The organism is Parasedimentitalea maritima (assembly GCF_005771405.1).
GTDB classification, from domain to species: Bacteria; Pseudomonadota; Alphaproteobacteria; order Rhodobacterales; family Rhodobacteraceae; genus Parasedimentitalea; species Parasedimentitalea maritima.
Genome location: NZ_VAUA01000014.1, coordinates 1 through 24,212, shown reverse-complemented (window position 1 = coordinate 24,212; position 24,212 = coordinate 1). Strand labels below are relative to the sequence as shown.

The window sequence follows — 24,212 nt, the reverse complement described above, 5'->3', positions numbered from 1 at the left end:
GAAGACGGTGCAGGGCGGTCACTTGGCCGTCCTGCGTCTGCAAGCGACGCAATACGACGAACCCACGGTGCTATTCCATGCAATTCCTGCTGAAACGTCTGGCCTTTTATCTGGTCGCCTTCCTGGTCGCTGCGACCTTCAACTTTGTTATCCCGCGAATGTTGCCCGGCAACCCGGCCGATATCATGCTGGCCAACGCCAATGCAGCGATGGGGCCGGCGGCGCGCGAGGCGCTGATGGCGACCTTTGGATTTGTTGATGCGCCGTTGCATGAACAATATTTTTCCTATCTCAAAAGCATCTTCACCTGGGACTTTGGTGTTTCGGTGAAATTCTTCCCTGTGCCTGTGACCGACATGTTGATGCAGGCGCTGCCCTGGACCTTGTTCCTGACCGGCGCTGCCTTGCTGGTGTCATTTTCGGTTGGGACTTTGCTGGGTATTCTTGCGGCCTGGCGTCGTGGCACCATGATTGATGTTATCGCGTCACCAACGGCACTGGCATTACAATCAATCCCTTCGGTTGTTGTTGCGCTGTGTGGGCTGTATTTTTTGGGTGTAAGCAATAAGATTTTTCCAACGTCTTATGCCTATGACCCGAAGCTTGATCCGGCCTGGAGCGTCGAGTTCATCTCGTCAGTTGCCTATCATGGCTTCTTGCCGGTGCTCACTCTGTCGATGGTGTTGGTTGGCGGCTACCTTGTCACCATGCGCAACAATATGATCGGGCAGTTGGGTGAAGACTATATCTCTATGGGAGAGGCCAAAGGCCTGTCTGACGCCCGGGTTCGCTATACCTATGCGGCCCGCAATGCGCTTCTTCCCTCTGTAACCTCCCTGGCGCTCAGCTTTGGCGCGTTGTTTGGCGGCTCGCTGGTGACCGAGGTGGTGTTTAACTATCCCGGTGTTGGAAACCTGCTGTATCTTGGCATCGTTGGGCGCGATTTCCCGCTGATCCAGGGCCAGCTGCTGATCATGACGCTGGCCATGTTGATCGCGAATTTTGCTGTCGACCTTGCCTATGTTTTCCTTGACCCCCGACTAAAGAGGGCGTGATGAAAAACTTGCTCAAAACATTTCTGCGTAACCGCAAAGCTGCGATTGGTCTGTCTATTGTACTGATCTATGTGGTCATCGCCATCGCGGCCCCGCTCATTGCTCAGTATGATCCATTGGGTCGGGTAGGGCGGCCGCATCAAGCACCCTCGGCGGATCATTGGTTAGGAACCACCCGCATGGGGCGGGATGTGTTCAGCCAGCTGATCTATGGCACACGCAATTCGCTAATGGTTGGCCTATTGGCTGGTTTCATTGTCACAGCAATTGGCACCACGATTGGGATCACCGCGGCCTATTTTGGCGGTAAAGTGGATGATGTGCTGAACTTTATGACCAATGTGGTGCTGGTTTTACCGCAACTGCCTCTGTTGTTGGTTCTGGCCGCGTTCCTTGGGCAGGTAAGTCCGCTAGCAATTGCGCTGATTATTGGCGTAACCTCATGGGCCTGGGGGGCGCGGGTGACACGGGCGCAGGCACTATCACTGAAAACCCGTGACTATATTCAGGCCTCTGAAATGATTGGCGAACCGGCCTGGCGGATGATCCTCGTCGAGATGCTGCCCAACCTGTTGTCGATTATCGGCTTCAACTTTATCGGGTCGGTGATTTTCACCATTATCACCCAGGCGACACTGGAGTTTCTGGGGCTTGGCAGCCCGCTGACGCTGAGTTGGGGCGCGATGCTTTACAACGCGCAAAATGCATCAGCGATCATTGTGGGGGCATGGTGGGAAATTCTGGCCCCATGCGGCGCGATCGTATTCATCGGTATTGGCCTGTCTTTGATGAACTTTGGCGTGGATGAGATTGCCAATCCAAGGATGCGGTCTCTGGGGCAGGTCGCGAAGGCACTGAAACAGGAGCGTCGGCTTAACCGTCAGCGGATGCAGGAGGCCAAGCAATGAAGCAGAACAATACCCCACTGTTGCAGGTCAAAGATTTGAGGGTTGAATATCTGACAGCTGGCGATCCTTTTGCAGCGGTGCAAGATGTGTCGTTCGATATTCTCCAGAACGAGGTGCTAGGGTTAGCAGGAGAGTCTGGCTGTGGGAAATCCACCATCGCCTACGCCCTGATGCGGCTTCACAAACCACCTGCATTGATCCGCAGTGGTGACATTCGGTTTGAAGGACGCAGCATTTTGACATTTGACGCGGAAAGGCTTCGAGCCTGGCGTTGGTCCGAGGTATCGATGGTGTTTCAAAGCGCAATGAACTCGCTGAACCCGGTGATGAGCATTTTGGGTCAGTTTAGCGACATGCTGAAAGCCCATGGCAAGATTAGCCGGGATGAAATCATTGCTCGCACTGCTGAGATGTTAAAAATGGTTGGTATACCCGCCGAACGGATGCACGCCTATCCGCATCAATTGTCGGGTGGGATGCGTCAACGGGTGGCGTTGGCCTTGGCGCTGACCTTACGTCCCAAGTTGATTGTGATGGATGAGCCAACAACCGCACTGGATGTGGTGGTGCAGCGAGAAATATTGCAAGAGGTTTTGCGACTGCGCGAAGAACTCGGTTTCTCGGTCTTATTCATCACCCATGATCTGGCGCTGATGGCGCAAATTTCGGATCGCATTGGCATTATGAAGGGTGGCGAAATCGTTGAGATTGGCACCACCGAGCAAATTGTGACCAATCCCCAGCAGGACTACACGCGTGCGCTTTGGTCTGCGATGCCAGTTCTGGAACAGCCAAAGGAGGCTGGGGCTAATGTTAGATGATCACGTTGATATTCTGCGGTTAGAGAAAATCACCAAGACGTTTCACATCAAACCTGTGTTTGGCCCGGCCAAAACGGTCGAGGCGCTGCGAAATGTAAACCTGTCCCTAAAACCCGGTAAAGCACTGGCACTGGTTGGGGAAAGCGGATCAGGAAAATCCACTGTCGGGCGTATGATCGTGCAACATTATGAAGCAACAAGTGGTCGGATCTTGTTTGAAGGTTCGGATATTGCTGACATAGCCGACCGCGCGTCACAGATGAAGTACCGCCAAGCTGTACAAATGGTGTTTCAGGATCCGTTTTCGTCTCTCAATCCGGCCCATACCATTCGACATCACTTGCAACGCGCTCTTCGTCTTCATCAGCCGGATCATTCCGGTGACGCCGATGTGTGCCGAATTCTTGATGAGGTGGGGCTGGACCCAAAAACAACACCGGATAAATACCCACACGAATTGTCGGGGGGGCAACGTCAGCGGGTGAATTTTGCCCGTGCGCTGGCGGTGAATGCCCGTTTGATTGTGGCGGATGAACCGACCTCGATGCTGGACGTATCGATCCGTAAGTCAGTGTTGGCATTGATGCAGCGGCTAAAGGCCGAACGTGGATTGTCGATCCTGTATATCACCCACGACATTGCAACAGCGGAATATCTGGCCGAGGACACTGCTGTGATGTTCCGGGGACAGGTGGTCGAACAAGGTCCAACCAGCGACGTCGTTGGGGCGCCAAAGCATAGCTACACGCAGTTGCTGCGCGCGGCAGTACCGGATCCGCGACAAAGGCTGTTGGCGGGTGACAGTGGGTTTTCCAGTCACGCCAAAGACGTGCGCGAGGCCAGTGCGCATCTGGTCACCGGAATGATCGAACAGGCCCCCGGCCATTTCACCGCACAGCAATAAATCAGGACTATTCTCGATGCCCGATCTCCTCGTGCCGCTCTATAATCTGCCAGACTTGGCCCCGTTACCTGATGGTGTCAGCATTCGACCCGCGCGCCCATATGAAAGCCATGCGGTGGAGGGGTTCGTCGGCGAGCACTTTTTCGACAAATGGGTCAGCGAAGTCACCGTCGCCCTGTCCGCCCAGCCTGCCAAGGTGCTGATTGCCGAAGAAGCTGGCCGCTGTCTGGGGTTTGCTTGCTACGACGTCACAGCGCGGGGTTTTTTTGGGCCGACAGGTGTCGCCGCTAAGGAACGGGGACGCGGCATCGGCAAACATTTGTTGATGCATACGTTGCATCAGCTGCGCCACGCTGGGTTTGCCTATGGAATTATTGGACAGGCCGGGCCTGTAGATTTCTATAAAGCGGTCTGTGGCGCCATCATCATTCCGGACTCAGAGCCGGGCTTTTTTGGCGGTTCGATCGCCTGATTTCAGCCATTCAAATTCAATAAGGAATACACGCATGCACGCGTTTCATTTTGACACCCTTTGGCAGGACAGCGGCGCGATGGAGATGGTTGTAACCAACCTCAGCGACGATACAGTTGTCGCGCCAAGTCTCTATTACGGGTCAATTACTCGCACTTTGATGCCGTCAAAGGCTGAAGGCGGCCGTTTTGTCCGGCGTCAGGCCAATTATCACGAATACGCTGCAGACGAGACGATGGCGCTGGCCTCGGGTGCGCAGTGGCATGTCACGGAGCACAGCCTGACCCGCGCTGCTGTGCACTCTAATGAAGGTCCGAAGTCAGGTGCGATCCTTCTGTCTTCGGGTGAAACGGGCAAGACATTTGTAACGGATTTGCAGGCCGCCGCTCCCCAAAGGAATGAGGCGTCAGAGGCCAGCGATTTGCGTTGTGGTGTCTTGCCGCAAGCCCAGAATATTTCGGTTGAAAACTACCATGCGCAGACCCCGCCACATCTATTGGTTCGGGGCGATCTGAACCTGCAACGAGAAGCGTCCAAGGTCAGCGCATTGACCCGCCGGTTGCACCCACTGGTACCGGTTCCATTTGTGCTGGCCGCGCCTCAGGGCACAATAGAGGTCAGTGCCAAGTCGAGCGAGCTACCGGATGATAGCTATGCGATCAGGTTTGCAGGGGGCGCGATAGAAATTTCACATGGGGCAGGGCAGGGGCTATTTTATGCTTTGGTTAGTTTGGCGCAAATGATGACCTATGCGCAACTGGACCCCAAGACTTATGCAATGCCCCGTGAAGGTGAGATCAGCGATGCGCCACGTCATGGTTGGCGCGGTGCACATCTTGATGTGTCGCGGCAGTTCTACAAGCTGGGTAAGGTTCTTCGTTACGTCGACATCATGGCCTGGCATAAGATGAACCGGTTCCATTGGCATCTAACAGATGACGAAGGCTGGCGGTTAGAGATCAAGGCCTATCCAAAACTGACTGAGCAGGCATCAGCTACTGGCATGATGGAGTCGATCCTGCCTCAGCTTGGTGCAGATGCCGAAGGTCAGAGAGGGTTTTATACTCAGGACGATGCACGCCGCGTCATTGATCAGGCGGGAGAATTGGGTATCGAAGTGATGCCTGAAATTGATTTGCCCGGACATTGCGCATGCGTTGTTGGGGCCTATCCGGAATTGCTGGATACAGAAGAAGAATTAGAGAGTTATCATTCGGTTCAAGGCTTTGGGAACAACGCTTTAAACCCGGCGATAGAACTATCCTATACGTTCTCGGAAAAAGTGCTGGGCGAGGTTTGCGACCTGTTTCCATTTGATGTGGTTCACGTCGGCGGTGACGAGGTAGCGGATGATGCCTGGATGAAATCGCCCAAAGCCGAAGCTATGATGAAAGAAACCAAGCTAAAGGGAACTTTTGAATTGCAGGCCCATTTCCTGCGCCATTTGCAACAATTCCTTGCATCGCGCGGTAAGTCGATTGGTGGTTGGGAAGAAATGGCCCATGGCGGTGGGGTGAAGGTGGAAAATTGCCTGTTGTTTGCATGGACAACCGTAGAAAAAACCGCTGAGCTGGCGGAGGCTGGGTATGACGTGATTTCAACACCCGGACAGGCTTATTATCTGGATATGGCACAATCATCTGATTGGTGTGAGCCGGGCGCGAGCTGGGCCGGAGTTACGCCGGTTACGCAAACCTATTCATTCGAAGCCCAAAATGACTCAGCTGCATTGGCCAAGCATCTGAAGGGCGTTCAGGGCTGTGTCTGGTCCGAACATCTGACCACCATGGAACGAGTCAACCATATGGTGTTTCCACGTCTCAGTGCAATTGCCGAGGCCGGTTGGACGGATGCGGAAGGTAAAGATTTTGTCCGGTTTGAAACTATCGCGAGGCTAATGCCCCGGCTTTGATGTGAAGGGCGCGGGGACTGACCGGGAGCGTTTACTTAGATCTCATGGCCAGTTTATGGAGTCCGGCATTATTGCTCTTTTTGGGTGCAGGGTTTTGAAAGAAAATAGAAAAATAGCTCGAAGATCCGAACAGTGTTTTGCCACCCTTCACGAAAAACGCGGTTCAGATATCGCCGCAAAAATGCCTGGCTGGGCGTTATAGTTCTAGGGAGTTGACATTTTGTTGTCCCTTTCTATTCTGAATGAAAATATCGGCTAAGTCGCCGGTCGGCATTCGAGCCCTGCATCTATCCGCCCCCGGCGGAGACCTGATGCAGGGCTTTTTTCGTTTCAGGGGGGTGAAATGAAACGTCCAATTGAAATCGGGCTACTGTACTCAAAGGAAGGCAGCTATGCTCCGTTGGCGCAGGCCTGTCGCCGGGGTGCACTGCAAGCGATTGAGGATATCAATGTCGATTCCGAATTTGATATTGAACTGATCCCGGTAGAACGGGATCCAAAATGCAACATCGACCTTTATGAACCGCTGTGCACTGAGATCCTGCGCGAAACGTCCGCGCGTCACATAGTTGGATGCGTCATATCCTGGAGCCGCAAGGAAGTTATTCCAGGGCTGGAGCGCGCTGGTGGGACGCTCTGGTATACACTGCCCTACGAAGGCTTCGAAGCATCTGACCATGTGGTCTATACGCACGCCTGCCCCAACCAACACCTGTTGCCATTGCTGAACTGGGCGTTCCCGCGGTTTGGGCGACGCTGCTATCTGACCGGTTCGAATTACATCTGGGGATGGGAGATGAACCGGGCGGCCCGCGCTGTGATCACTGACAACGGGGGCGAAGTTCTTGGCGAGCGTTATCTGCCCATCGGCGATACTGACATCGATCGGATGATAGCTGAAATCAAAGCCACTCGGCCCAGTTTTGTCCTTAACTCACTGATTGGCGAATCTTCCTATGCCTTTTTGCGCGCCTATGCGGCGATGGGGCAGGAAGATCCTTATTTCACATCCAAGACCTGCCCGGTTTTATCCTGCAATCTGACCGAATGTGAGATTGATAGTATCGGCAGTGCCGCTGAAGGCTTGATTTCGGTGGGTCCCTATTTTGTTGGTTGGGAAAGTTGGCCGCTTGGCACAAGACATGATTTTGCCTCATCGTTTGAGGCGTCTTCTTACAGTGCTGTGCGCACGCTGGCCACGTTGTTGAACGGCAAGCCAGGGGCAGAAAATGAAACGCTGGCGGATCTGCTGCATCATCCGAATGCTGCTCAGACGCTGATTGATCCGGAAACACATCATACCACTCTGCCTGTGCTGATCGCACAGATTCAGGACGGGGTCTTTCAGGTTTTGCAAAGCTGGGAAGGTATTCCTGCCGATCCCTATATGACTCATCCTGACCGCCATCCGCAGGATGTGCAGCCAAAGCTGTCGGTTATCAAATGAGACCGCCGCTGCATATCCCAGATTTGTGCGCTGCACATGCGGTGATCCTGCATCGTCCACATACGCTGGTCCAGGCCATCATCCGGCAGTTGACGGCTATCGGCCTGAATGTTTCTGCCTCTTGGCCTGAACTCGGCCCCGAAGCTCTGGGTGCAGATTTTGTATTTTTTGACGTGGACATGGGGTATGACGAGCAATTCCCCTGGGCGGCTTGCAATGCGCCTATGCCGCTGATCGCGCTGATCGGGTCCGAGGCACCTGGGCGGATTGAATGGGCAATTGCCCAAGGGTCAGATGCGCAACTGCTGAAGCCCGTCGGTGACAGTGGTGTTTACAGTGCTTTGTTGATCGCTCGGCAATCTTTTGAGGCGCGCCAGAGGCTGCAGGCCGAAATATCAGATTTGCGAACGCGGCTGTCAGAACGCCAGACCGTAGTGCAGGCGGTAACACTGCTTGCAGCCAGCGGCAAATGCGACGCCGATGCCTATGGCCATCTGCGCCAGCTGGCGATGTCCCGACGTGAAACCATAGAACAGGCAGCACAGCGCGTTGTGGCGCGGCTTGCCAGCGAAAGGGGATCTAATGTCTATCGTGACAACTCCTGATCTAGCCAATTCCGATACCGCCAGCCCTAAACGACAAAGTGCACTCGCCCGGCTTCTTCAACGCAGGCTCGCGGTTTTCGGATTTGCACTGATCCTGCTGACGGTTCTCGGCGCGGTCTTTGCCCCCTGGCTGACACCCTATTCGCCATATGAGCAAATGTTTGATGGCTTGACCATCGAAGGAGCACCGATGCCACCCAGCAGTACGTTTCTGTTGGGCACCGATCTGCTGGGACGTGATCTTCTGACCCGCATCCTTTATGGCGCGCGCACCTCGCTGATCATCGGCGTCGCAGCTAACGGCATGGCGCTGATCATCGGCACGCTGATCGGAGTGACCGCTGGATATTTCCGTGGCTGGGTTGGCGGGATGTTGATGCGGATGACAGACCTGATGATGGCGTTTCCTGCATTGTTGCTGGCAATTTGTCTGGCAGCGATTTTCCAGCCATCGCTTTGGATTGTAGCAATGGTGATTGCCACGGTGAACTGGGTGCAGACCGCTCGGGTTTTATACTCCGAGACGTCTTCGCTGGCGGAGCGCGAATTTATTGCCGCCGAGCGGACGCTGGGGGCTGGGCATATGCGCATCCTGTTCAAGCACATCCTGCCGCATCTGGTGCCAACCATAATTGTTTGGGGCACGCTGGGTATTTCCACCACAGTTCTGCTGGAGGCAACGCTGAGTTTCCTGGGGGTTGGTGTGCAGCCACCTGTCGCCAGCTGGGGCAATATTATCTTTGAAAATCAGACCTATTTCCAGGCTGCGCCTTGGCTCGTGTTCTTTCCAAGTCTTGCAATCGTGGTGTTGGCGCTTGCATTCAATCTTGTTGGTGACGCGCTGCGCGATGTGCTCGATCCAACCCAGCGGGGACGCAACTGATGTTCAGTTTTCTAATCCGCCGTCTGCTGCAATCGCTGCTGATCCTGCTCGGGGTCTCCATGATCACATTTGTGCTGCTCTATTGGCTGCCAGCCGACCCGGTGCGTCAGATTGCCGGACGTTCGGCCACGGCGCAGACAGTGCAGAACATCCGCGAACAGCTGGGCCTGGATCAGCCGCTGGTGGTGCAATACTGGCGCTATCTTGGCAACTTGCTTCAGGGTGATCTGGGCCGATCTTATCTGCAGCGCACCGAAGTCAGCACGCTAATCATGTCACGCCTTCCTGCAAGCCTGTTATTGATGGCAGGTGCCATTTTCGCAGAGCTGCTGATTGGTTTGTCGATGGGTGTGGTTGCGGCTTTGCGACGCGGAAGCCGCACTGATCAGGTATTGATGATTGTGTCCTTTGTTGGGGTTTCGGCACCGCAATTCGTGGTTGGCCTGTTGCTGCTTTATGTTTTTGCAGTGCAGCTGCACTGGTTCCCAATTGGTGGCTACGGCACATTCTCACATCTGGTATTGCCGGCCCTGACCATGGGGATACTTGGCTCGGGCTGGTACAGCCGGATGATGCGTTCCTCGATGGTCGATGTGCTGCGGCAGGACTTTGTGCGCACAGCGCGCGCTAAAGGACTGACACGGCGGCGGATCATCCTGCGCCATGCGCTGCCCAACGCCATTCTGCCCGTAATTGCGATGATTGGCATTGATGTCGGCATTTTCATGGGTGGCATCGTGGTGGTCGAGAGTGTGTTTGGCTGGCCCGGCATCGGTCAGCTTGCCTGGCAGGCAATTCAGCGGGTGGACATCCCCATTATCATGGGTGTCACGCTGGTATCAGCCACCGCCATTGTCATTGGAAATCTCGTTGCGGACGTCATCAGCTTGATGGTCGATCCGCGCATAAAAATTCGTTGAAAACCAAAAAAATCAACCAAAGGGAGAGATAAATGAAACACTTATTGGCCACAAGCGCACTGGCATTGAGCCTTGCACTGCCGCTGGCGGCAGAAGCCAGCACACTGGATCCAAATGCCACGGCGGGCGGCGGCATTATTGTGACATATAAAGATGATGTTGCCACGCTTGACCCAGCAATCGGCTATGACTGGCAGAACTGGTCGATGATCAAATCAATTTTTGACGGCCTGATGGATTATGCTCCCGGGACCACCGATTTGGTGCCTGGTCTTGCTGAAAGTTACACAATTTCCGACGATGGTCAGGTCTTCACCTTTACCCTGCGGCCAGGTGTTAAATTCCACAACGGCCGTGAAATGACCGCTGAAGATGTGGTTTATTCACTAAACCGGGTCACCAACCCGGCGACCCAAAGCCCCGGCGCCGGCTTCTTTGGCTCGATTAAAGGCTATGACGCCGTGGCGGATGGGTCCGCCAGCAGCCTCGAAGGGGTTCACTCGGATGGGCCTCTGAGCGTTACCATTGAGTTGTCTCGGCCCGACGCCACATTCCTGCATGTTTTGGCGTTGAACTTTGCTTCGGTGGTGCCAGAAGAAGCCGTCGCTGCAGCGGGCGAGGATTTTGGCAAGCACCCAGTGGGCACCGGCGCGTTTAGTTTGGGGGAGTGGACTATCGGTCAGCGGTTGGTGTTTGAGAAAAATGCTGATTACTGGCGCGCAGGTCTACCTTACCTGGACAGCATAACCTTTGAGGTCGGGCAAGAGCCGATTGTTGCACTGTTGCGTTTGCAAAACGGTGAAGTTGATATTCCTGGCGATGGCATTCCGCCAGCCAAATTCCGTGAGGTTATGGACGACCCTGCTCAGGCCGCACGGGTTGTTGAGGGCGGACAATTGCACACCGGTTACATCACCTTGAATACGCAAATGGCGCCGTTTGATAATGTCAAAGTGCGTCAAGCCGTGAACATGGCCATCAACAAAGATCGAATTATTCAAGTGATCAATGGTCGCGCGGTGTCTGCTACGCAACCCCTGCCACCTTCGATGCCGGGATACACTGACAACTATGCTGGCTACGCTTTTGACGCAGATGCGGCAAAGTCACTGTTGGCCGAAGCCGGGTTTGCCGACGGGTTTGAGACCGAACTCTATGTGATGAATACCGACCCTAACCCTCGTATTGCGCAGGCGATCCAGCAGGACTTGTCTGGAATCGGTGTCAGTGTTTCGATCAAATCTCTGGCCCAGGCCAGTGTGATTGCAGCAGGTGGTGAAGCTGATCAGGCGCCTATGATCTGGTCCGGCGGCATGGCATGGATTGCCGATTTCCCGGATGCATCAAACTTTTACGGGCCAATTCTGGGCTGTTCGGGTGCGGTGCAGGGCGGCTGGAACTGGTCGTGGTATTGCAATGAAGAACTCGACGCGATGGCAACCAAAGCAGACTCGGTGACCGATCCGGCCAAAGCCGATGAGCGGCTGCAAATGTGGAGCGATGTTTATATGGCTGTAATGGAAGATGCGCCTTGGGTGCCGGTCTTTAACGAGCAGCGTTACACAATGAAATCGGAACGCATGGGTGGCGCGGATGCGCTCTATGTCGATCCGGTGTCGATTCCCGTTAACTATGACTATGTGTATGTAAACGATGTGCAATAATTGCTCTTATACCATCCATAACCATCAGCACCATTTCGGCTGGGACAATTCAATTGTCCCGGTCGAGACGGTCACTCCCGGCACCACAATTGAATTCCACTGTGTAGATTCATCCGCCGGGCAGCTGACGGCTGACAGCACCGTTGCCGATGTGGGCACGCTCAATTTTGACAAGATCAATCCGGTGAACGGACCAATCTATGTCGAAGGAGCAATGCCCGGTGACGCGCTGAAAATCACAATTGAAAGCTTTAAGCCTTCGGGCTTTGGCTGGACTGCCAATATTCCCGGATTTGGCCTGTTGGCAGATCAGTTCCCCGATCCGGCGCTGACGATCTGGAAATATGATCCGGACACCCTGGAACCGGCGCTGTTTGGTAAAGAGGGTCGCGTACCGTTGAAGCCTTTTGCTGGGACGATCGGCAATGCATTGGGCGAAGACGGATTGCATTCCATCGTGCCGCCGCGCCGTGTTGGTGGCAATATGGATATTCGCGATTTGTCGGCGGGCACCACGCTTTATTTGCCAGTTGAAGTGGCGGGCGCGCTGTTTTCGGTGGGGGATACCCATGCGGCACAGGGTGATGGAGAAGTCTGTGGTACGGCGATTGAGTCGCCAATGGACACGGTGATGACGATTGATCTGGTAAAAAATGCCAATCTGAAATCTCCACGTTTCACGACGCCAGGACCGGTCACACGACACCTTGATTCCAAGGGGTATGAGGTGACCACCGGCATCGGGCCTGACCTGATGACGGCGTCGCGCGACGCTGTCTCTGGGATGATTGATTTTTTGTCGGCCACACGCGGCCTAGCCGCAGAAGATGCCTATATGCTGATCTCTACCTGTGGCGATCTGCGGATTTCCGAGATTGTTGACATGCCTAACTGTTTGGTTTCCTTTTATTTTCCAAGGTGTGTATTTGAATGATTGGAGCAGCCGAAAAACCATCCGGGGCGTATGCCCCGGATGCAGCCCCTGTGTTGCAGGTCTCGAACTTAACGGTTTCGGTAAACACTGAGGCCGGCCTGAAATCTTTGATCAGAAATATCAGTTTCTCCCTTAATCCAGGAGAAACGCTGGCTATTGCTGGAGAGAGCGGATCGGGAAAGTCGATCACTTCGCTTGCAATAATGGGGCTGTTGCCACCGCCTGTCGTGCGGGTGACCGAAGGGCAAATCTGCCTGAATGAGACTGATTTGCTCACCTTGCCTGAAACCAGAATGCGCGACATTCGGGGCAATCGTATAGCAATGATTTTTCAGGAGCCGATGACCTCGCTCAACCCGGTGATGACGATTGGTGCGCAGCTTTCTGAGGCGATCATGGCGCATGATCCGATTGGACGCAGAGAGGCGCATACGCGGTCGCTTGAGGCGCTGACAGCCGTGCGTATGTCACAGCCAGAAAAACGCATGAGCCAATTTCCACATGAACTTTCCGGCGGTATGCGTCAGCGGGTGATGATTGCAATGGCTCTGGCGTTGCGCCCGGATGTTCTTATCGCGGACGAACCGACGACGGCGCTTGATGTGACGGTGCAACGCGAGGTGCTAGAACTGTTGCGCGATCTTCAGCGTGACCTCGGAACTGCCATGATCCTGATCACCCATGATATGGGGGTAGTCGCTGAAATGGCGGATCGGGTGATTGTGATGCAATCGGGTCAAATGGTTGAAGAAGGCAACGTGAAGCAACTATTTCAAGCGCCGAAAGAGGACTATACAAAAGCACTGCTGGCCTCAGTGCCACGTATGGGCGATGGTTCAGGTGCCCAAGAGGGCGGGAAAGCCGGTGCGTCTATTGCGGAAATTCGCAATCTGAAAGTACGGTTTGACGTTCGTGGCGGCATTTTTGGCCGAGTCACCCACCGGGTACATGCTGTTGAAAACGTTAACTTTGATATCCATGCGGGCGAAACATTTGCACTGGTCGGCGAAAGCGGCTGTGGCAAATCAACTATTGCCAAGGCCTTGGCGGGGCTGGTGCCCTATACAGGCCAGGTCCGCATCTCTGGATCGGAAATCCATAGTCTCACGCGGGCCGAAGCCAAAGCCATCCGGCGCGACGTTCAGATGATTTTCCAGGATCCGATGGCCTCGCTTGATCCGCGGATGCGGGTCGGAGATCTGGTTGCCGAACCACTGGTGATACATAAGATCGGCACCGTCGCTGAGCGATCTGAACGTGTCGCAATGCTCTTTGATCGTGTTGGCTTGTCTGCTGCGCAAATGGAGCGCTATCCACATGAATTTTCGGGCGGGCAAAGACAACGTATCTGTATTGCACGCGCATTGGCGCTGCAGCCAAAACTGATCATCGCGGATGAAAGCGTGTCCGCATTAGATGTGTCAGTTCAAGCGAAGGTGCTTGAACTAATGCGGGAACTTACCGAGGAGATGGGTGTCGCCTATTTATTCATTTCGCATGATATGGCCGTGGTTGAAAATATTTCGGACCGCGTTGCGGTGATGTATCTTGGGCAGATCGTCGAAATGGGCTGCCGCGCTCAGGTGTTTGGCAATCCGCAGCACGCCTATACACGGCGCTTGATTGCGGCGGTTCCAGTTCCAGACCCAACCTATGAGCGTCCTGCGGGGCTACGGCTGGCGGGTGACATTCCCAGCCCGATGCGACGGCTTGAGGATGCTCCTAAGTTGGCGAAATTGGTGGATATAGGAGAAGGCCATCTGGTGGCCATGCAAGATTAGCGGCCCTATTTCCCTATCTGTACAAGGATAGTTTGACCTATCTGGCTATTGCTCCGTGCCTGTGAGCACGTCATTTCTAGTGTGGGGCAAGTCGGTGGCTTTGTTTGAAATAAACCAACTACTAACCCAAAACACACTTAAGTTCCGCGATCCTGCGCCGCGCTGCTGAATACCGTCAGGTGTTCATTTATTCGGGGTCTGACGGGCTTATTGAAAGGCCCGGAATTCACTGGGCGTAAGCCCGACGCTGGCTCGAAAGTCACGGCTAAAATGTGAGCTATCGGAAAACCCAGCACAAAACCCAATCGAAGTAAGGGAAATATCTTCGGATTTCAGCAGGCGGCAAGCCTCAGAAATGCGCACCAAACGCACCATTTGAGAAAAACTGAGCCCTGCCTGGGTCAATCTGCGTTGCAATGTCCGGGTTGACAGGCCTAACGCGCTAGCGAGTTCGTTGGTTTTCCACTGCCGCGCAACATCAAGCATCATCAGATCCGTAATTGTTTTTAGAAGTGCCGCCAAAGAGGCATCTTCGACGGGAGGTAAGTCCACTTGCGGCGGGCTGTTCCCCTGCGGATCAATGGCTTTGGGGATAGAATGTGTCTGCCATCCGATAGTCCAGTTGTTGGTCAAAAGCTTCGTCGGATCATGGGGTAAACAGAAACCGCATTGTTGGCGAATGCGGACTGGTTCGCCCAATTGCGAGGCCATATCACACCAGAGACCGCGGCAGCCACTGCCTTCCAGCAGGCCAATAATCAGCCCGCAAATCAGTAAATTTTCTGGCGGTGTTGGGGCGGGTCCACCTGTTGCACGTCGCCTGAAACGTGCGTGTCTCTCAGTGATGAGATCTATTTCCACCCGATTGCTCGAGTGGGCAAACACCTCGAACCGGCGCCATTTGTCAAACAAGACAGCTGGAGTTTCAGAGCGAAGCGCGCTGCGCCAAACCGGGTCATAGGTGACCTGATTAATCTCTTGCCCAATAGAAAGCAGCGCCTCGGGGCCACATTCACGCGCAACCATCTGGAGCATGTCCCGTTTGGCACCCGCAGGGGCCTGTGCTTGGCGCAATGCGTCGATGCCATCTGTGGATACAGAAAGCAGCCCCGGATTGTGTTTTTGCATGTAGACAGCAATCAGCTCAATCAGGCTTGCTTTGGCAAATTCACGGATCGAAAATTCTCCACAGCTATTTGGTATCCTTGTGCCATCATGATCTAAACAGATAGGCCTAGCCTGTCTCCGCAAAAATATCCTCGTATCTTATCGGTAGGCGGCGGCAGCGATGCCCGGTTGCTGCAAACACAGCGTTTGCAATAGCCGCAGGCACCGGGGGAAGCGCAGATTCACCAACCGGAGCAGGAGGCGTACCCGGAGGGGCGAGTAACGCCACATTGACCTCAGGGGAGGATCCATGACGAAGCGGTTCGTATAAATGGAAGTTGTCTTGCTCGACCCGGCCTTGTGCAAATGTAATCTGTTCGTTCAACGTCATGCTGCAGCCCCAAGTGATGTTTCCCATTATCTGGCTTTCGACCTGATGAGGATTGAGCACCAATCCACAATCTTGTGCGCAGCACACCTTGGTTACTTTAATAGTTTCAGCAGCATGGTCGATCGTTAGGTCCGCGACAACCGCGACGGCGGTTTCATCTTTATAGACCGCACAGGCCAATCCACGCCCGGTGTCTTCTAATGTAGCTTGCCCCCAGTTCGACATATCGCCGACCTTGCGCAGCACCTCGGCTAGGCGGACCCTGTTTGCAGGTAGGTTTTTCAACCGAAACTGTAATGGATCGATACCAGACTTGAAGGCCAGTTCATCCATCATCGACTCGATTGCAAAGGCATTTGGAGCGGAGCCAAGACCACGCCAAGCATTGATAGGAACCGGAGTGCGAATGGCTGAGTGGCGTATGCGCTTGTTTGTCATCTCATATGGGGGGCGGATCCCGCGCGTTGTACCTTGATCAGGGGTTGCCAGATCGATGGCCTTGCCGATCAAACCGGGCGCCAAGCCGGTAAGAATGGAAGACGATACAGCATCATGGTCCCAATGTGTTATGAAGCCGTCCTTACTGACGCCTGCATCAATGAAGTGGGAAAATCCGGGCTGAAAGTAATTGTTCTGAAACTCGGCCGCGCGATCCCATTGAACCCGGACCGGCAGGTTGAACTTTGCAGACAAGCGCGCCGCGGCTTCGGAGGCCTGACACATCACCCGTCCACCAAAACCGCCGCCAATACGATGGGTGTGTACCACGACGTCCTCTGCCTCACGGTTGAGGATCTTCGCCATTCTTTTCTGCACAAAAAACGGATCTTGGGTCCCACACCAAACTTCAACTTTGTCCGCTCTTACCCAGACTAGGCCGGAGCGCGGTTCGATTGCCGCATGGGCGGCAAACGGCGTATCATAGCGTCCGGAAGAACGATGGCGTGCAGATTGTTGTCCGATCTCAAAGTCGCCGGATTGATCCAACGTATGGGTGAAATCGTCTTCCGCCCGGAGCCTCTCTACATCAAGAAGGGCGTCAATCTGTTCCTGTCCAAAATCGGACTCGATCTGCCATTCGACATTTAAGACATCCAAAGCCTTGGGAAGAATAAACGGTGTGTTGGCGACCACCCCGACAAAGCCAGCAGCCTCGTCGAACTCCACTCCAAGGACGCCTGGTAGTTCCATGGCTCCGGTGCTGTTAGCCGCCACAAACCGCGCGCCAAAACTGGGCGGCAGTACAACCGCACCAAATGCCATATCAGGCAGGGATATGTCCCGAGCGTAGGCCATCCGACCTGTGACAATTGCGGTCAGATCGTGGTGCAGCCAGTTTTGCCCGATCGTTTGGTGTTTTGTGGTTGGCCGGAGAGCATAGCGCTTCAAGTTATCATTTTCTATCAGCCGGTTGTCCGTAATGATAACGTCCGTTGCGGGCACCAAGGCCGCGTACCCAATCGTCGTACCGCCTGGTAACTTAAAACCCGAACGCCCGTCCATAATTTGATCCGTACTCAGGCCAGTTTTCTCAGCAGCCCCGGCCCGTAAGACCTCACGCAGTTGAGCCGCAGCCCATGATACAGGATCAAAGAAATTAGCAATGCTCTGGCTGCCAACAGTCATCTGAAACGGCGGTGTCTGGTTCGTGTCGGGTAATATGCACTCAATGTCAGTCTGCTCAATATTCAGCTCTTCGGCCACGACCTGTGTTAGCCCCAAAGCAGCGCCTTGCCCCATTTCCATTCGGGGGCAATAAAAACGGACTCGCCCCTCTGCCAATATTTGAATCCATGTCAGGCCGTCCTTGTCGCTGGGGGCATCAAAGGTCGGCAAGGCCGGTATCTTGTCACGCACCACGGGAAAAGCGACAAAACTGGCTACCGTTATCCCAGCGGCCATCCAGCCGGTCTTTTTCAAGAAACGACGACGGCTGATGGATTTCATTTTTGTCGTGGTCTCCATGATCAAACCTCCTGCGCAACGCGGGTAATGGCACGCCGAATGCGATCATAGGTGCCACAGCGGCAAAGGTTGCCGTTCATTTCTTCACGGATCTCTGCTGCTGTCGGGGCTGGATTGCGGTGTAGCAGGGCTGATGCAGTCATGATCTGTCCCGCCTGGCAATAGCCACATTGGGGCACACCTTCTGCGATCCAGGCCTGCTGAACCGGATGCAAACCTTCGCCAGGGCTGGTTTGGTCCAGACCTTCGATCGTTGTGACCTCTACGTCGATAACATCCGAAACGTAGGTTTGGCAGGATCGCGCTGCGACACCATCAAGATGCACGGTGCAAGCGCCACACAGCCCAATTCCACATCCAAACTTGGTGCCTGTCAGCATGACAAAATCACGAAGGAAATCGAGCAATGTCACATTTTGCAAATCGTCGGGCACCGCAATCACATTGCCATTGATAACTATTTCCATGAGTGGTTCCCCTTTTGGGAGTTGTGTTAAAGGCAACACCGAGGTGCCGATATGATAATCACGCCAAAAGCAAAGAGGGCGTTACAGCGTAAATCGTCAGATATCCCCTTCCAGATTTCGGATTTTGATTTTTGTGATCTTTAGTTTGTCGGCGCCGGTGGCTGCTGACGGATGTCGAAATCCTGAGGTTGAAACACCCGTATCTCTTCCCTAAATTGCGCAGGAATTCGACCACATTCCGCAAGAAACCCAGGGGCTGCATCTGTGACTGATACCGGCGTTAAAGAGACATTTTCCTTTCAAACTGAGGTAGGCCAATTACTCGACATTGTCGCCGGATCTCTTTACTCGAACCGCGAAATTTTCCTGAGAGAACTGGTGTCAAACGCGTCTGATGCCTGCGATAAGCTGCGCTACCAGGCCCTTACGGATGCCACATTAACTGACGGTTCTGATCAGTTTTCAGTTTCGCTTGAGACCGACGCGAAGGCCAAAACCCTGTCCGTTTCGGACAACGGGATTGGGATGAACCACGATGATCTGCTTGAAACGCTTGGAACTATCGCAAAGTCAGGGACGGGGGCGTTTCTCAACGCCTTGAAGGATGGCGAAAAGGGCGAAATGGGGCTCATTGGCCAGTTTGGGGTTGGTTTTTATTCCGCATTCATGGTTGCCGACAAGGTCGATGTTTTGACGCGAAAAGCGGGCGAAGACACGAGCTGGCAGTGGTCATCGGACGGCAAAGGCGAATTTACGATTGAGCCCGCTGAGCGGGACGCATGCGGCACAACTGTGGTGTTACACCTGAAGAAGGACGCGAAAGAGTTCCTCGAAGAGGTCCGGGTTCGCCACATTATCAAAACCTATTCTGATCACATCAGTTTCCCGGTGATGTTGGGGGGTGAGGCCCTAAATTCGGCCTCTGCCATTTGGACCCGTGCACCAAAGGATGTGACCGAAGAACAGCACACAGAATTCTATCATCACACTTCGCATGCCTTTGATAAGCCATGGCTAACCTTGCATAGCCATGTCGAAGGCGCGGTCAGCCATACGAGCCTGTTGTATGTGCCCACAACGGCCCCGATGGACCTGTACGATGCAGAACGTAAAAGCCATGTGAAGCTCTATGTGAACCGGGTGTTTATCTCGGAAAACACCAAGGACCTTGTGCCTGCTTATCTGAGGTTCCTTCGCGGGGTTGTTGATTCACAGGACCTCTCGCTGAATGTATCCCGCGAGATGCTTCAATCGGACCCGACGCTTGCGAAAATTAAGTCAGCCCTGAGCAAGAAGGTAATCGGGGCACTCAAGAAAAAAGCCAACAAGGCCCCAGAAGAATATGCCAGTTTCTGGGGGAATTTTGGCGCAGTCGTAAAAGAAGGCTTGATCGAAGATCCGACTTTGCGGGACCGGCTGCTCGAGATTTGTCGTTTCTCGTCAACTCTAAACGGTGATCTGACCAGCCTTGCGGACTACGTTGGTCGCTGCAAAGAGGGCCAGGACGCGATTTACTACATGGCGGGTGATGATGCGAAAAAGATTTCGCAGTCACCGCATCTGGAAGGCTTCAAGGCCAAGGGCCTCGAAGTGCTGCTGCTGGCGGATCATGTCGATGAGTTCTGGCTTCAACACATCACTGAATTTGAAGGCAAGACGTTCAAGTCAGTTACTCGCGGAGCAACTGATCTGGATAAAATCGGGGGTGATTCAGATGCAGCCGACGACAAGGATGATGCAGAGAGCCCAGAGCTGGACAATCTCATTGCAGCAGTAAAGCTGGAACTTGGTGATTTGGTCAAAGATGTACGTCCGTCCAAGCGGCTAACCGATAGCCCGGTGTGCTTGATCGCAGACGATGGAGACATGGACGTCAATCTGGAGCGGCTGCTAAAGCAACATGGTCAGCTGACGGATGGCATGCCACGGGTTCTGGAACTAAACCCCGACCACAGGGTTGTGAAAAAGCTGGCCGAGCGTGCAAAAGGTGACGCAGCTGCGTCAGACGCATTGCTACAAGATGCGGCCCACTTGTTGTTGGATCAGGCTCGGATTTCCGATGGCGAGGCGCCTGCTGATCCGGCGGAATTCGTTCGCCGCCTAAGCGCAGTCATGGATAGCGCTCTTTAGATTCTCGTTGGCGTGAACGAAATGAAACCTGCTGGCTATTTCCTGCCTGGTGGCCGGGATGACTGGCTGAATGTGATGTCACGATAGCAAAGTGCTGCATGACTACCCATGATCGAAGCTTCCCAGCTTCGGTCAGCATTCATGGTTGCCAAGACAATTCGGATTTTCTTTTCTGAGGAGTATTGCCTGAGGGTCGCCGGCTTGATGTCTTGATGATCCTCTCGCTAGGGCTCTTGGTTGTCTCTTTGCGAAAGGGCGTGTCAGCCGCTTTGCCGTGATCCTAAAGAATCCGAGCAAGCGGATGAAATCCGTGATGGGCAAGATCATGACGGCGATCAAAGTCCTCCCACTCATCGCATGCCAATCCATGACTGTTGACCGTGGCACCGAGTTCGTTAATTGGCCGCTCCTACAGGTCGAAATCGGGACACAGACGTGGTTGTCCTAATCGCAAGGCACCAGTCAAGCTCTGAAGGGCACAAAACATGGGCCGCGCCAACGCGCGCGATGGTAGTATCGCGATCCGAAGGTGGGGCGCTGTGTTGGTTTCTCCACGGAGGAATTGTTTGCGTATGTCGGGAGCATTGTGTGCATGAACACTGCAAGCTTGCGAGCAACAGCTACGGCCGCGCGTTTGAAGCCGAGCCGCTTATGTAGTTGCAGGCCCCAGATCTTGAGCTGACTTTCAGTTTTGGCGCTGGTTTTCGTTAATATTGCTGTCGCCGCCTCGTAGAGCAGACCGCGCAGATGGGTGTCTTCCCTAAGAGAAATACGGCCACCAACGTCCACCTCTCCGGATTAATAGCAGCGGGCCGTGAGGCCGAACAAGGCACCGACGGATCGTGGGTCACGGAAGTTTTGCGGTGCTTCAATCGCCACGACATAAGAAATCGCCATGATGGCCCCTATACTCGGTATCGCCATCAGCAGTTTTGAGTCCGAACTCTGCCGCGCTCACGCGACAGACATCAAGTAGCGGTAAGATAATTTGTGCGAGCTGGGTTTGCCCCTCCAGCAACTCAAAGACATTAAAGACAAATACGCAGCCTATACCTTTAGGTACGATGAGGCCGAAGGTCTTCAGAACACCCCGGATCTGATTTGTGAGCTGGGTGGTGATGGTCAGGAGTTGGGTACGGGTTCCAACCAACGTACGGATCAGCATGGCTTCGAACGACTTGATCCGCACAGTCTTGTAAAAGCCGGTTTCTGCAAGCTGAGCTAAAAAATCTGCATCTTTGGCATCCGTCTTGTTGAGCGTCTCGCTCAGTATTTCCTGTGCATGGCGCGCTTCGATGCAGATTGGGCGTAAGCATTCTGCCGTCAAATCATGGAAAAACCACTTAGCGAGTGGTCCGGTTTCGAATACGATGCGCTATGAATCCTGGGCAAGCTTGCGAATTGTTCGCGCGCGCGTTTTGGGGCCAGACGGGCATTTCCCCCGCCAAATCCATCTGCCACCCTACCGGATCGCAATCGCTGTATCTTTCAAAGAAACATCAATTCCTATCTGCTGACCCTTAGTTAATCTCCATCAATGGTTAGCCCCAACCCTTTCGTGGGTTCTGTCCTCAATCATAACAATGGATGCTTTTTTCCAAGCAAACATGGCTCGGAGCGAAGCTTCCCGCAATTGCCCCACGTTTTGTGATCCATCTTTACCCTGGTAGAAAGGCACGGTTGAGAACACAAACCGCCGAGCTAGGCGATGGTTGCCACGAAAGCGAGACATCAGATTGCTGACTGATCGCGACATGAAAATGATCTGCGACCCTCACTACAACTCGCCCCGAAAATGTCTCGGCTGGAAGACCCCAACTGAAGTCTTCCGGGAAAAAGTGTTGGAGAACATGCACTGAGACCCCTACCCTAAGCTCAACAAGAGTCGCACTTCACGTATCACTCACAAATGCCAGGTTGGTTTTTGTTTTCCGGCCTGCTGTCATTTTGTCAGCACGTCGTATTGTCGGCCGGGCAGTCTTTTGTTTTGTCAGAGTGGGAGCCTGTTAAACCGCACGCAGACGATTTGTTGTTTGAGCAAATGTCAGTCGGTCATCCTGTTAGCCCGGCGGGTGTTAGGCTGTCCCACTGTTTTGGTGCGCTTTGTCAGCGTGTTATTGCGTTGGATGATTTTCAATACATGTCAAAACATAAAAATGCGCACTACAAAATATCGCGGTTGTGCGATGCCGGTTGGCCAGTTAGCGAAGCGAGAGAGAAGAGTGACGTTGTCATGATATGCCCAATGTATGCACATTATGTCAGTGGGGTCCTGCGGCGCATGAAGAGATCAAGGCTGACAGTTGAACAGCGCTAGAAACTGGCGCGGCGCTATGCATTGGGCGAGGACGTGAACGCTCTCTCCAAGGCCTATCAAGTGACCATTCGCCAGATCTATCGAGTGCTGGCGGATGAGAAGGGCGACACACGGGGCAGGGCGCGGGTGTCCAAGCCTGTGTCCTTCCGCGTACCGGTTGGGGAGATCGAGGCGTTTCTTGCCAGTGCGCGTGGTGTTGGGATCACCGGATCCAGCCAGGCGTTTCGGGCGTTGGTGCGGATGGCCTTGGTTTTTTTGAGTTGTTTCCAAACCAATTGGACGACTTCAATCGCTTGGTCTGGCTGATTGGCAAGGAAGGTCAGTTGCTACAAAGCGTCAGGGCGCCCATTTGTGCGCAACATCGCCAAAGCCTCTCAGGGATCCCGTGCGGCGGTGTTCAAGCGCATCAGGGCAGGGGGGGTAAAACCCGCCGCTCGCTCGGCAATCAGCTCGACTATGTGAATGACAAGGCAGGGTTCACCTTCTCAAGCCAGGCCAACTCTCTGGGTGGGGAAGCCACACCGTCTGAGGATCAGAAGGCCAAGATCCTAGATCAGTGGTCGGGGACCTGACAAGGCAGCTCTAAGCTTGGCTTCACCAGCCATATGCTACTCAGCTTCCCAGCAGATGTATCGGCGGATCAGGTGCGCGACATTACTCTGGACTGGTATGAGCTATTTCTTTGAAAGCGGATACTACGGTGATGAAGGGATTATGTCGTGGCGGTTCACACGGACCGGGATCTACCTTGTGGTTGGTTTATCCTCGGTCCAACGGGCTGACGCCGAAGGTGCGTTGTTTTATGGATTTTCTGATCAGGCGCTTGGGCAATAATGAAACCTTTTAGGTTTTCCTGAACGGGAAGGCTGCTGGCCTCAAAGACCGCCAGCCCTACCGTTACGTGTTTTGTATCAGTGTTAAGGATCAGGAAAGAGGGGGAACGATCCGCCTGAATTCAGGGTCACGGCCTGGCCGCTGCGGGCCGACTCCTGTGCAGCCATGCCCATAGCTACAGCTTTCCAACCATCGCTAAGGGTTACATCTGGTACCGATTTTGCCTTGCGGACAAGTGCCAGAAAGCTTTGATGTTGGTAGAAGGTCGACCCATTGTGGTCGCCGGCCTCCAAAAGTGTTGCGTCAACTGGGATGTCGCGCAGTTCCGGACCTTTGGGTGACCTGGGGCTGATGATCAGTTTTGGGGTAGGGGCTGCGCCAAGATGTCTGGGCCAAAAGCGACCGGGACCAGGGACCAATGCTTCAATCTTACCTTTGGGGCCAATTGCCGAGACTTCCTCTTGGTAGCGAGCGCCTTCGGCAAACATGCAAAGTTCCAGCATTGCCCGTGATCCATTGGCGAAATCGACTATGACATAGCCATTGTCCAGAATGTCTGGTGTTTGGCCATCTGTAAGGTGCGGTTACCCGTGGTACATCCCGTTTGTTGACTATAGCTTTTCCCTGAGGACTTCGTAAGGCGTCTTTCCGTCGTGTGCGCCGTGAGGTCGGTGGAAGTTGTAAAAGCTCTCCCA

General features: G+C 54.0%; 19 protein-coding genes and 5 pseudogenes. 18 read left to right on the top strand and 6 right to left on the bottom strand.

Going from position 1 to position 24,212, the window contains the following annotated elements; genetic code table 11:
- Positions 1-77: 77 nt before the first annotated feature.
- The 13 genes from FEE96_RS21705 to FEE96_RS21645 all read left to right on the top strand — a co-directional run bounded on the left by FEE96_RS21705 (position 78) and on the right by FEE96_RS21645 (position 14,306).
- Positions 78-1,055, top strand: coding sequence for an ABC transporter permease (locus tag FEE96_RS21705; RefSeq protein WP_138165231.1), 978 nt, complete (start codon positions 78-80; stop codon positions 1,053-1,055).
- Positions 1,055-1,963, top strand: a complete 909-nt coding sequence (locus FEE96_RS21700; RefSeq protein WP_138165230.1) for an ABC transporter permease — start codon at positions 1,055-1,057, stop codon at positions 1,961-1,963. Before FEE96_RS21705 ends, FEE96_RS21700 begins: the two co-directional genes overlap by 1 nt.
- Positions 1,960-2,784: an ABC transporter ATP-binding protein gene (locus FEE96_RS21695; RefSeq protein WP_138165229.1), complete on the top strand. Its 825-nt coding sequence runs from the start codon at positions 1,960-1,962 to the stop codon at positions 2,782-2,784. The genes FEE96_RS21700 and FEE96_RS21695 overlap by 4 nt, the downstream gene beginning before the upstream one ends.
- Entirely contained in the window at positions 2,774-3,688 is a 915-nt protein-coding gene (locus tag FEE96_RS21690; RefSeq protein WP_138165228.1) for an ABC transporter ATP-binding protein, read from the top strand. The genes FEE96_RS21695 and FEE96_RS21690 overlap by 11 nt, the downstream gene beginning before the upstream one ends.
- Positions 3,689-3,704: 16 nt before the next feature.
- Positions 3,705-4,160 carry a GNAT family N-acetyltransferase gene (locus FEE96_RS21685; protein WP_138165227.1) on the top strand — a complete coding sequence of 152 codons (456 nt, stop codon included), beginning with the start codon at positions 3,705-3,707 and terminating at the stop codon, positions 4,158-4,160.
- 34 nt (positions 4,161-4,194) lie between these two features.
- The gene (locus FEE96_RS21680; RefSeq protein WP_138165226.1) at positions 4,195-6,072 is read left to right on the top strand and encodes a beta-N-acetylhexosaminidase; all 1,878 of its coding nucleotides are present in this window, start codon (positions 4,195-4,197) and stop codon (positions 6,070-6,072) included.
- A 343-nt stretch (positions 6,073-6,415) separates the two neighbouring features.
- Positions 6,416-7,519 (top strand): transporter substrate-binding protein, encoded by a 1,104-nt coding sequence (locus FEE96_RS21675; protein WP_138165225.1) that lies wholly within the window; start codon positions 6,416-6,418, stop codon positions 7,517-7,519.
- Positions 7,516-8,124, top strand: coding sequence for an ANTAR domain-containing response regulator (locus FEE96_RS21670; protein WP_138165224.1), 609 nt, complete (start codon positions 7,516-7,518; stop codon positions 8,122-8,124). The genes FEE96_RS21675 and FEE96_RS21670 overlap by 4 nt, the downstream gene beginning before the upstream one ends.
- Entirely contained in the window at positions 8,102-9,007 is a 906-nt protein-coding gene (locus FEE96_RS21665) for an ABC transporter permease (RefSeq protein ID WP_138165223.1), read from the top strand. Before FEE96_RS21670 ends, FEE96_RS21665 begins: the two co-directional genes overlap by 23 nt.
- Positions 9,007-9,927, top strand: a complete 921-nt coding sequence (locus tag FEE96_RS21660) for an ABC transporter permease (protein ID WP_138165222.1) — start codon at positions 9,007-9,009, stop codon at positions 9,925-9,927. Before FEE96_RS21665 ends, FEE96_RS21660 begins: the two co-directional genes overlap by 1 nt.
- A gap of 32 nt (positions 9,928-9,959) precedes the next feature.
- Positions 9,960-11,591 carry an ABC transporter substrate-binding protein gene (locus FEE96_RS21655; RefSeq protein WP_138165221.1) on the top strand — a complete coding sequence of 544 codons (1,632 nt, stop codon included), beginning with the start codon at positions 9,960-9,962 and terminating at the stop codon, positions 11,589-11,591.
- Complete coding sequence (locus FEE96_RS21650; protein ID WP_138165220.1) at positions 11,581-12,525, top strand: acetamidase/formamidase family protein; 945 nt, start codon at positions 11,581-11,583, stop codon at positions 12,523-12,525. Before FEE96_RS21655 ends, FEE96_RS21650 begins: the two co-directional genes overlap by 11 nt.
- Positions 12,522-14,306: an ABC transporter ATP-binding protein gene (locus FEE96_RS21645; RefSeq protein WP_138165219.1), complete on the top strand. Its 1,785-nt coding sequence runs from the start codon at positions 12,522-12,524 to the stop codon at positions 14,304-14,306. Before FEE96_RS21650 ends, FEE96_RS21645 begins: the two co-directional genes overlap by 4 nt.
- A gap of 207 nt (positions 14,307-14,513) precedes the next feature.
- On the opposite strand, the gene FEE96_RS21640 is transcribed toward FEE96_RS21645, so the two are convergent.
- From FEE96_RS21640 to FEE96_RS21630, 3 genes are all read right to left on the bottom strand, one after another.
- Positions 14,514-15,434: a helix-turn-helix transcriptional regulator gene (locus FEE96_RS21640; RefSeq protein WP_138165218.1), complete on the bottom strand. Its 921-nt coding sequence runs from the start codon at positions 15,432-15,434 to the stop codon at positions 14,514-14,516.
- A 106-nt stretch (positions 15,435-15,540) separates the two neighbouring features.
- On the bottom strand, positions 15,541-17,769 hold the full coding sequence (locus FEE96_RS21635) for a xanthine dehydrogenase family protein molybdopterin-binding subunit (protein WP_138165217.1): 2,229 nt from the start codon (positions 17,767-17,769) through the stop codon (positions 15,541-15,543).
- A gap of 2 nt (positions 17,770-17,771) precedes the next feature.
- Positions 17,772-18,236, bottom strand: coding sequence for a (2Fe-2S)-binding protein (locus FEE96_RS21630; RefSeq protein WP_138165216.1), 465 nt, complete (start codon positions 18,234-18,236; stop codon positions 17,772-17,774).
- A gap of 264 nt (positions 18,237-18,500) precedes the next feature.
- On the opposite strand from FEE96_RS21630, the gene htpG reads away from it, so the two are divergent.
- Positions 18,501-20,366, top strand: coding sequence for a molecular chaperone HtpG (gene htpG / locus FEE96_RS21625; protein WP_138165215.1), 1,866 nt, complete (start codon positions 18,501-18,503; stop codon positions 20,364-20,366).
- Between the two features lie 256 nt (positions 20,367-20,622).
- Positions 20,623-20,805, top strand: a pseudogene (locus FEE96_RS24155) (IS30 family transposase); the annotation flags it as partial.
- A 140-nt stretch (positions 20,806-20,945) separates the two neighbouring features.
- Here the strand turns inward: FEE96_RS24155 and FEE96_RS21615 are convergent.
- Positions 20,946-21,876, bottom strand: a pseudogene (locus FEE96_RS21615) (IS110 family RNA-guided transposase); the annotation flags it as partial.
- A gap of 133 nt (positions 21,877-22,009) precedes the next feature.
- Between FEE96_RS21615 and FEE96_RS23895 the strand changes: the two are divergent.
- From FEE96_RS23895 to FEE96_RS23605, 3 genes and pseudogenes are all read left to right on the top strand, one after another.
- Positions 22,010-22,225 (top strand): annotated as a pseudogene (locus FEE96_RS23895) (transposase); the annotation flags it as partial.
- Between the two features lie 491 nt (positions 22,226-22,716).
- Positions 22,717-22,989: a hypothetical protein gene (locus tag FEE96_RS21605; protein ID WP_138165214.1), complete on the top strand. Its 273-nt coding sequence runs from the start codon at positions 22,717-22,719 to the stop codon at positions 22,987-22,989.
- 363 nt (positions 22,990-23,352) lie between these two features.
- Positions 23,353-23,517, top strand: a complete 165-nt coding sequence (locus tag FEE96_RS23605; RefSeq protein WP_171021783.1) for a hypothetical protein — start codon at positions 23,353-23,355, stop codon at positions 23,515-23,517.
- An 83-nt stretch (positions 23,518-23,600) separates the two neighbouring features.
- Here FEE96_RS23605 and FEE96_RS21595 read toward each other — a convergent pair.
- Both FEE96_RS21595 and FEE96_RS21590 read right to left on the bottom strand, forming a co-directional pair.
- Positions 23,601-24,089, bottom strand: a pseudogene (locus tag FEE96_RS21595) (Gfo/Idh/MocA family oxidoreductase); the annotation flags it as partial.
- Between the two features lie 39 nt (positions 24,090-24,128).
- A pseudogene (locus FEE96_RS21590) lies at positions 24,129-24,212 on the bottom strand (IS481 family transposase); the annotation flags it as partial.

Coding starts and splice junctions, on each gene's coding strand:
- FEE96_RS21705 (WP_138165231.1), top strand. CDS start 78: ATGCAATTCCTGCTGAAACGTCTGGCCTTTTATCTGGTCGCCTTCCTG.
- FEE96_RS21700 (WP_138165230.1), top strand. CDS start 1,055: ATGAAAAACTTGCTCAAAACATTTCTGCGTAACCGCAAAGCTGCGATT.
- FEE96_RS21695 (WP_138165229.1), top strand. CDS start 1,960: ATGAAGCAGAACAATACCCCACTGTTGCAGGTCAAAGATTTGAGGGTT.
- FEE96_RS21690 (WP_138165228.1), top strand. CDS start 2,774: ATGTTAGATGATCACGTTGATATTCTGCGGTTAGAGAAAATCACCAAG.
- FEE96_RS21685 (WP_138165227.1), top strand. CDS start 3,705: ATGCCCGATCTCCTCGTGCCGCTCTATAATCTGCCAGACTTGGCCCCG.
- FEE96_RS21680 (WP_138165226.1), top strand. CDS start 4,195: ATGCACGCGTTTCATTTTGACACCCTTTGGCAGGACAGCGGCGCGATG.
- FEE96_RS21675 (WP_138165225.1), top strand. CDS start 6,416: ATGAAACGTCCAATTGAAATCGGGCTACTGTACTCAAAGGAAGGCAGC.
- FEE96_RS21670 (WP_138165224.1), top strand. CDS start 7,516: ATGAGACCGCCGCTGCATATCCCAGATTTGTGCGCTGCACATGCGGTG.
- FEE96_RS21665 (WP_138165223.1), top strand. CDS start 8,102: ATGTCTATCGTGACAACTCCTGATCTAGCCAATTCCGATACCGCCAGC.
- FEE96_RS21660 (WP_138165222.1), top strand. CDS start 9,007: ATGTTCAGTTTTCTAATCCGCCGTCTGCTGCAATCGCTGCTGATCCTG.
- FEE96_RS21655 (WP_138165221.1), top strand. CDS start 9,960: ATGAAACACTTATTGGCCACAAGCGCACTGGCATTGAGCCTTGCACTG.
- FEE96_RS21650 (WP_138165220.1), top strand. CDS start 11,581: ATGTGCAATAATTGCTCTTATACCATCCATAACCATCAGCACCATTTC.
- FEE96_RS21645 (WP_138165219.1), top strand. CDS start 12,522: ATGATTGGAGCAGCCGAAAAACCATCCGGGGCGTATGCCCCGGATGCA.
- FEE96_RS21640 (WP_138165218.1), bottom strand. CDS start 15,434: ATGCAAAAACACAATCCGGGGCTGCTTTCTGTATCCACAGATGGCATC.
- FEE96_RS21635 (WP_138165217.1), bottom strand. CDS start 17,769: ATGGAGACCACGACAAAAATGAAATCCATCAGCCGTCGTCGTTTCTTG.
- FEE96_RS21630 (WP_138165216.1), bottom strand. CDS start 18,236: ATGGAAATAGTTATCAATGGCAATGTGATTGCGGTGCCCGACGATTTG.
- FEE96_RS23605 (WP_171021783.1), top strand. CDS start 23,353: ATGAGCTATTTCTTTGAAAGCGGATACTACGGTGATGAAGGGATTATG.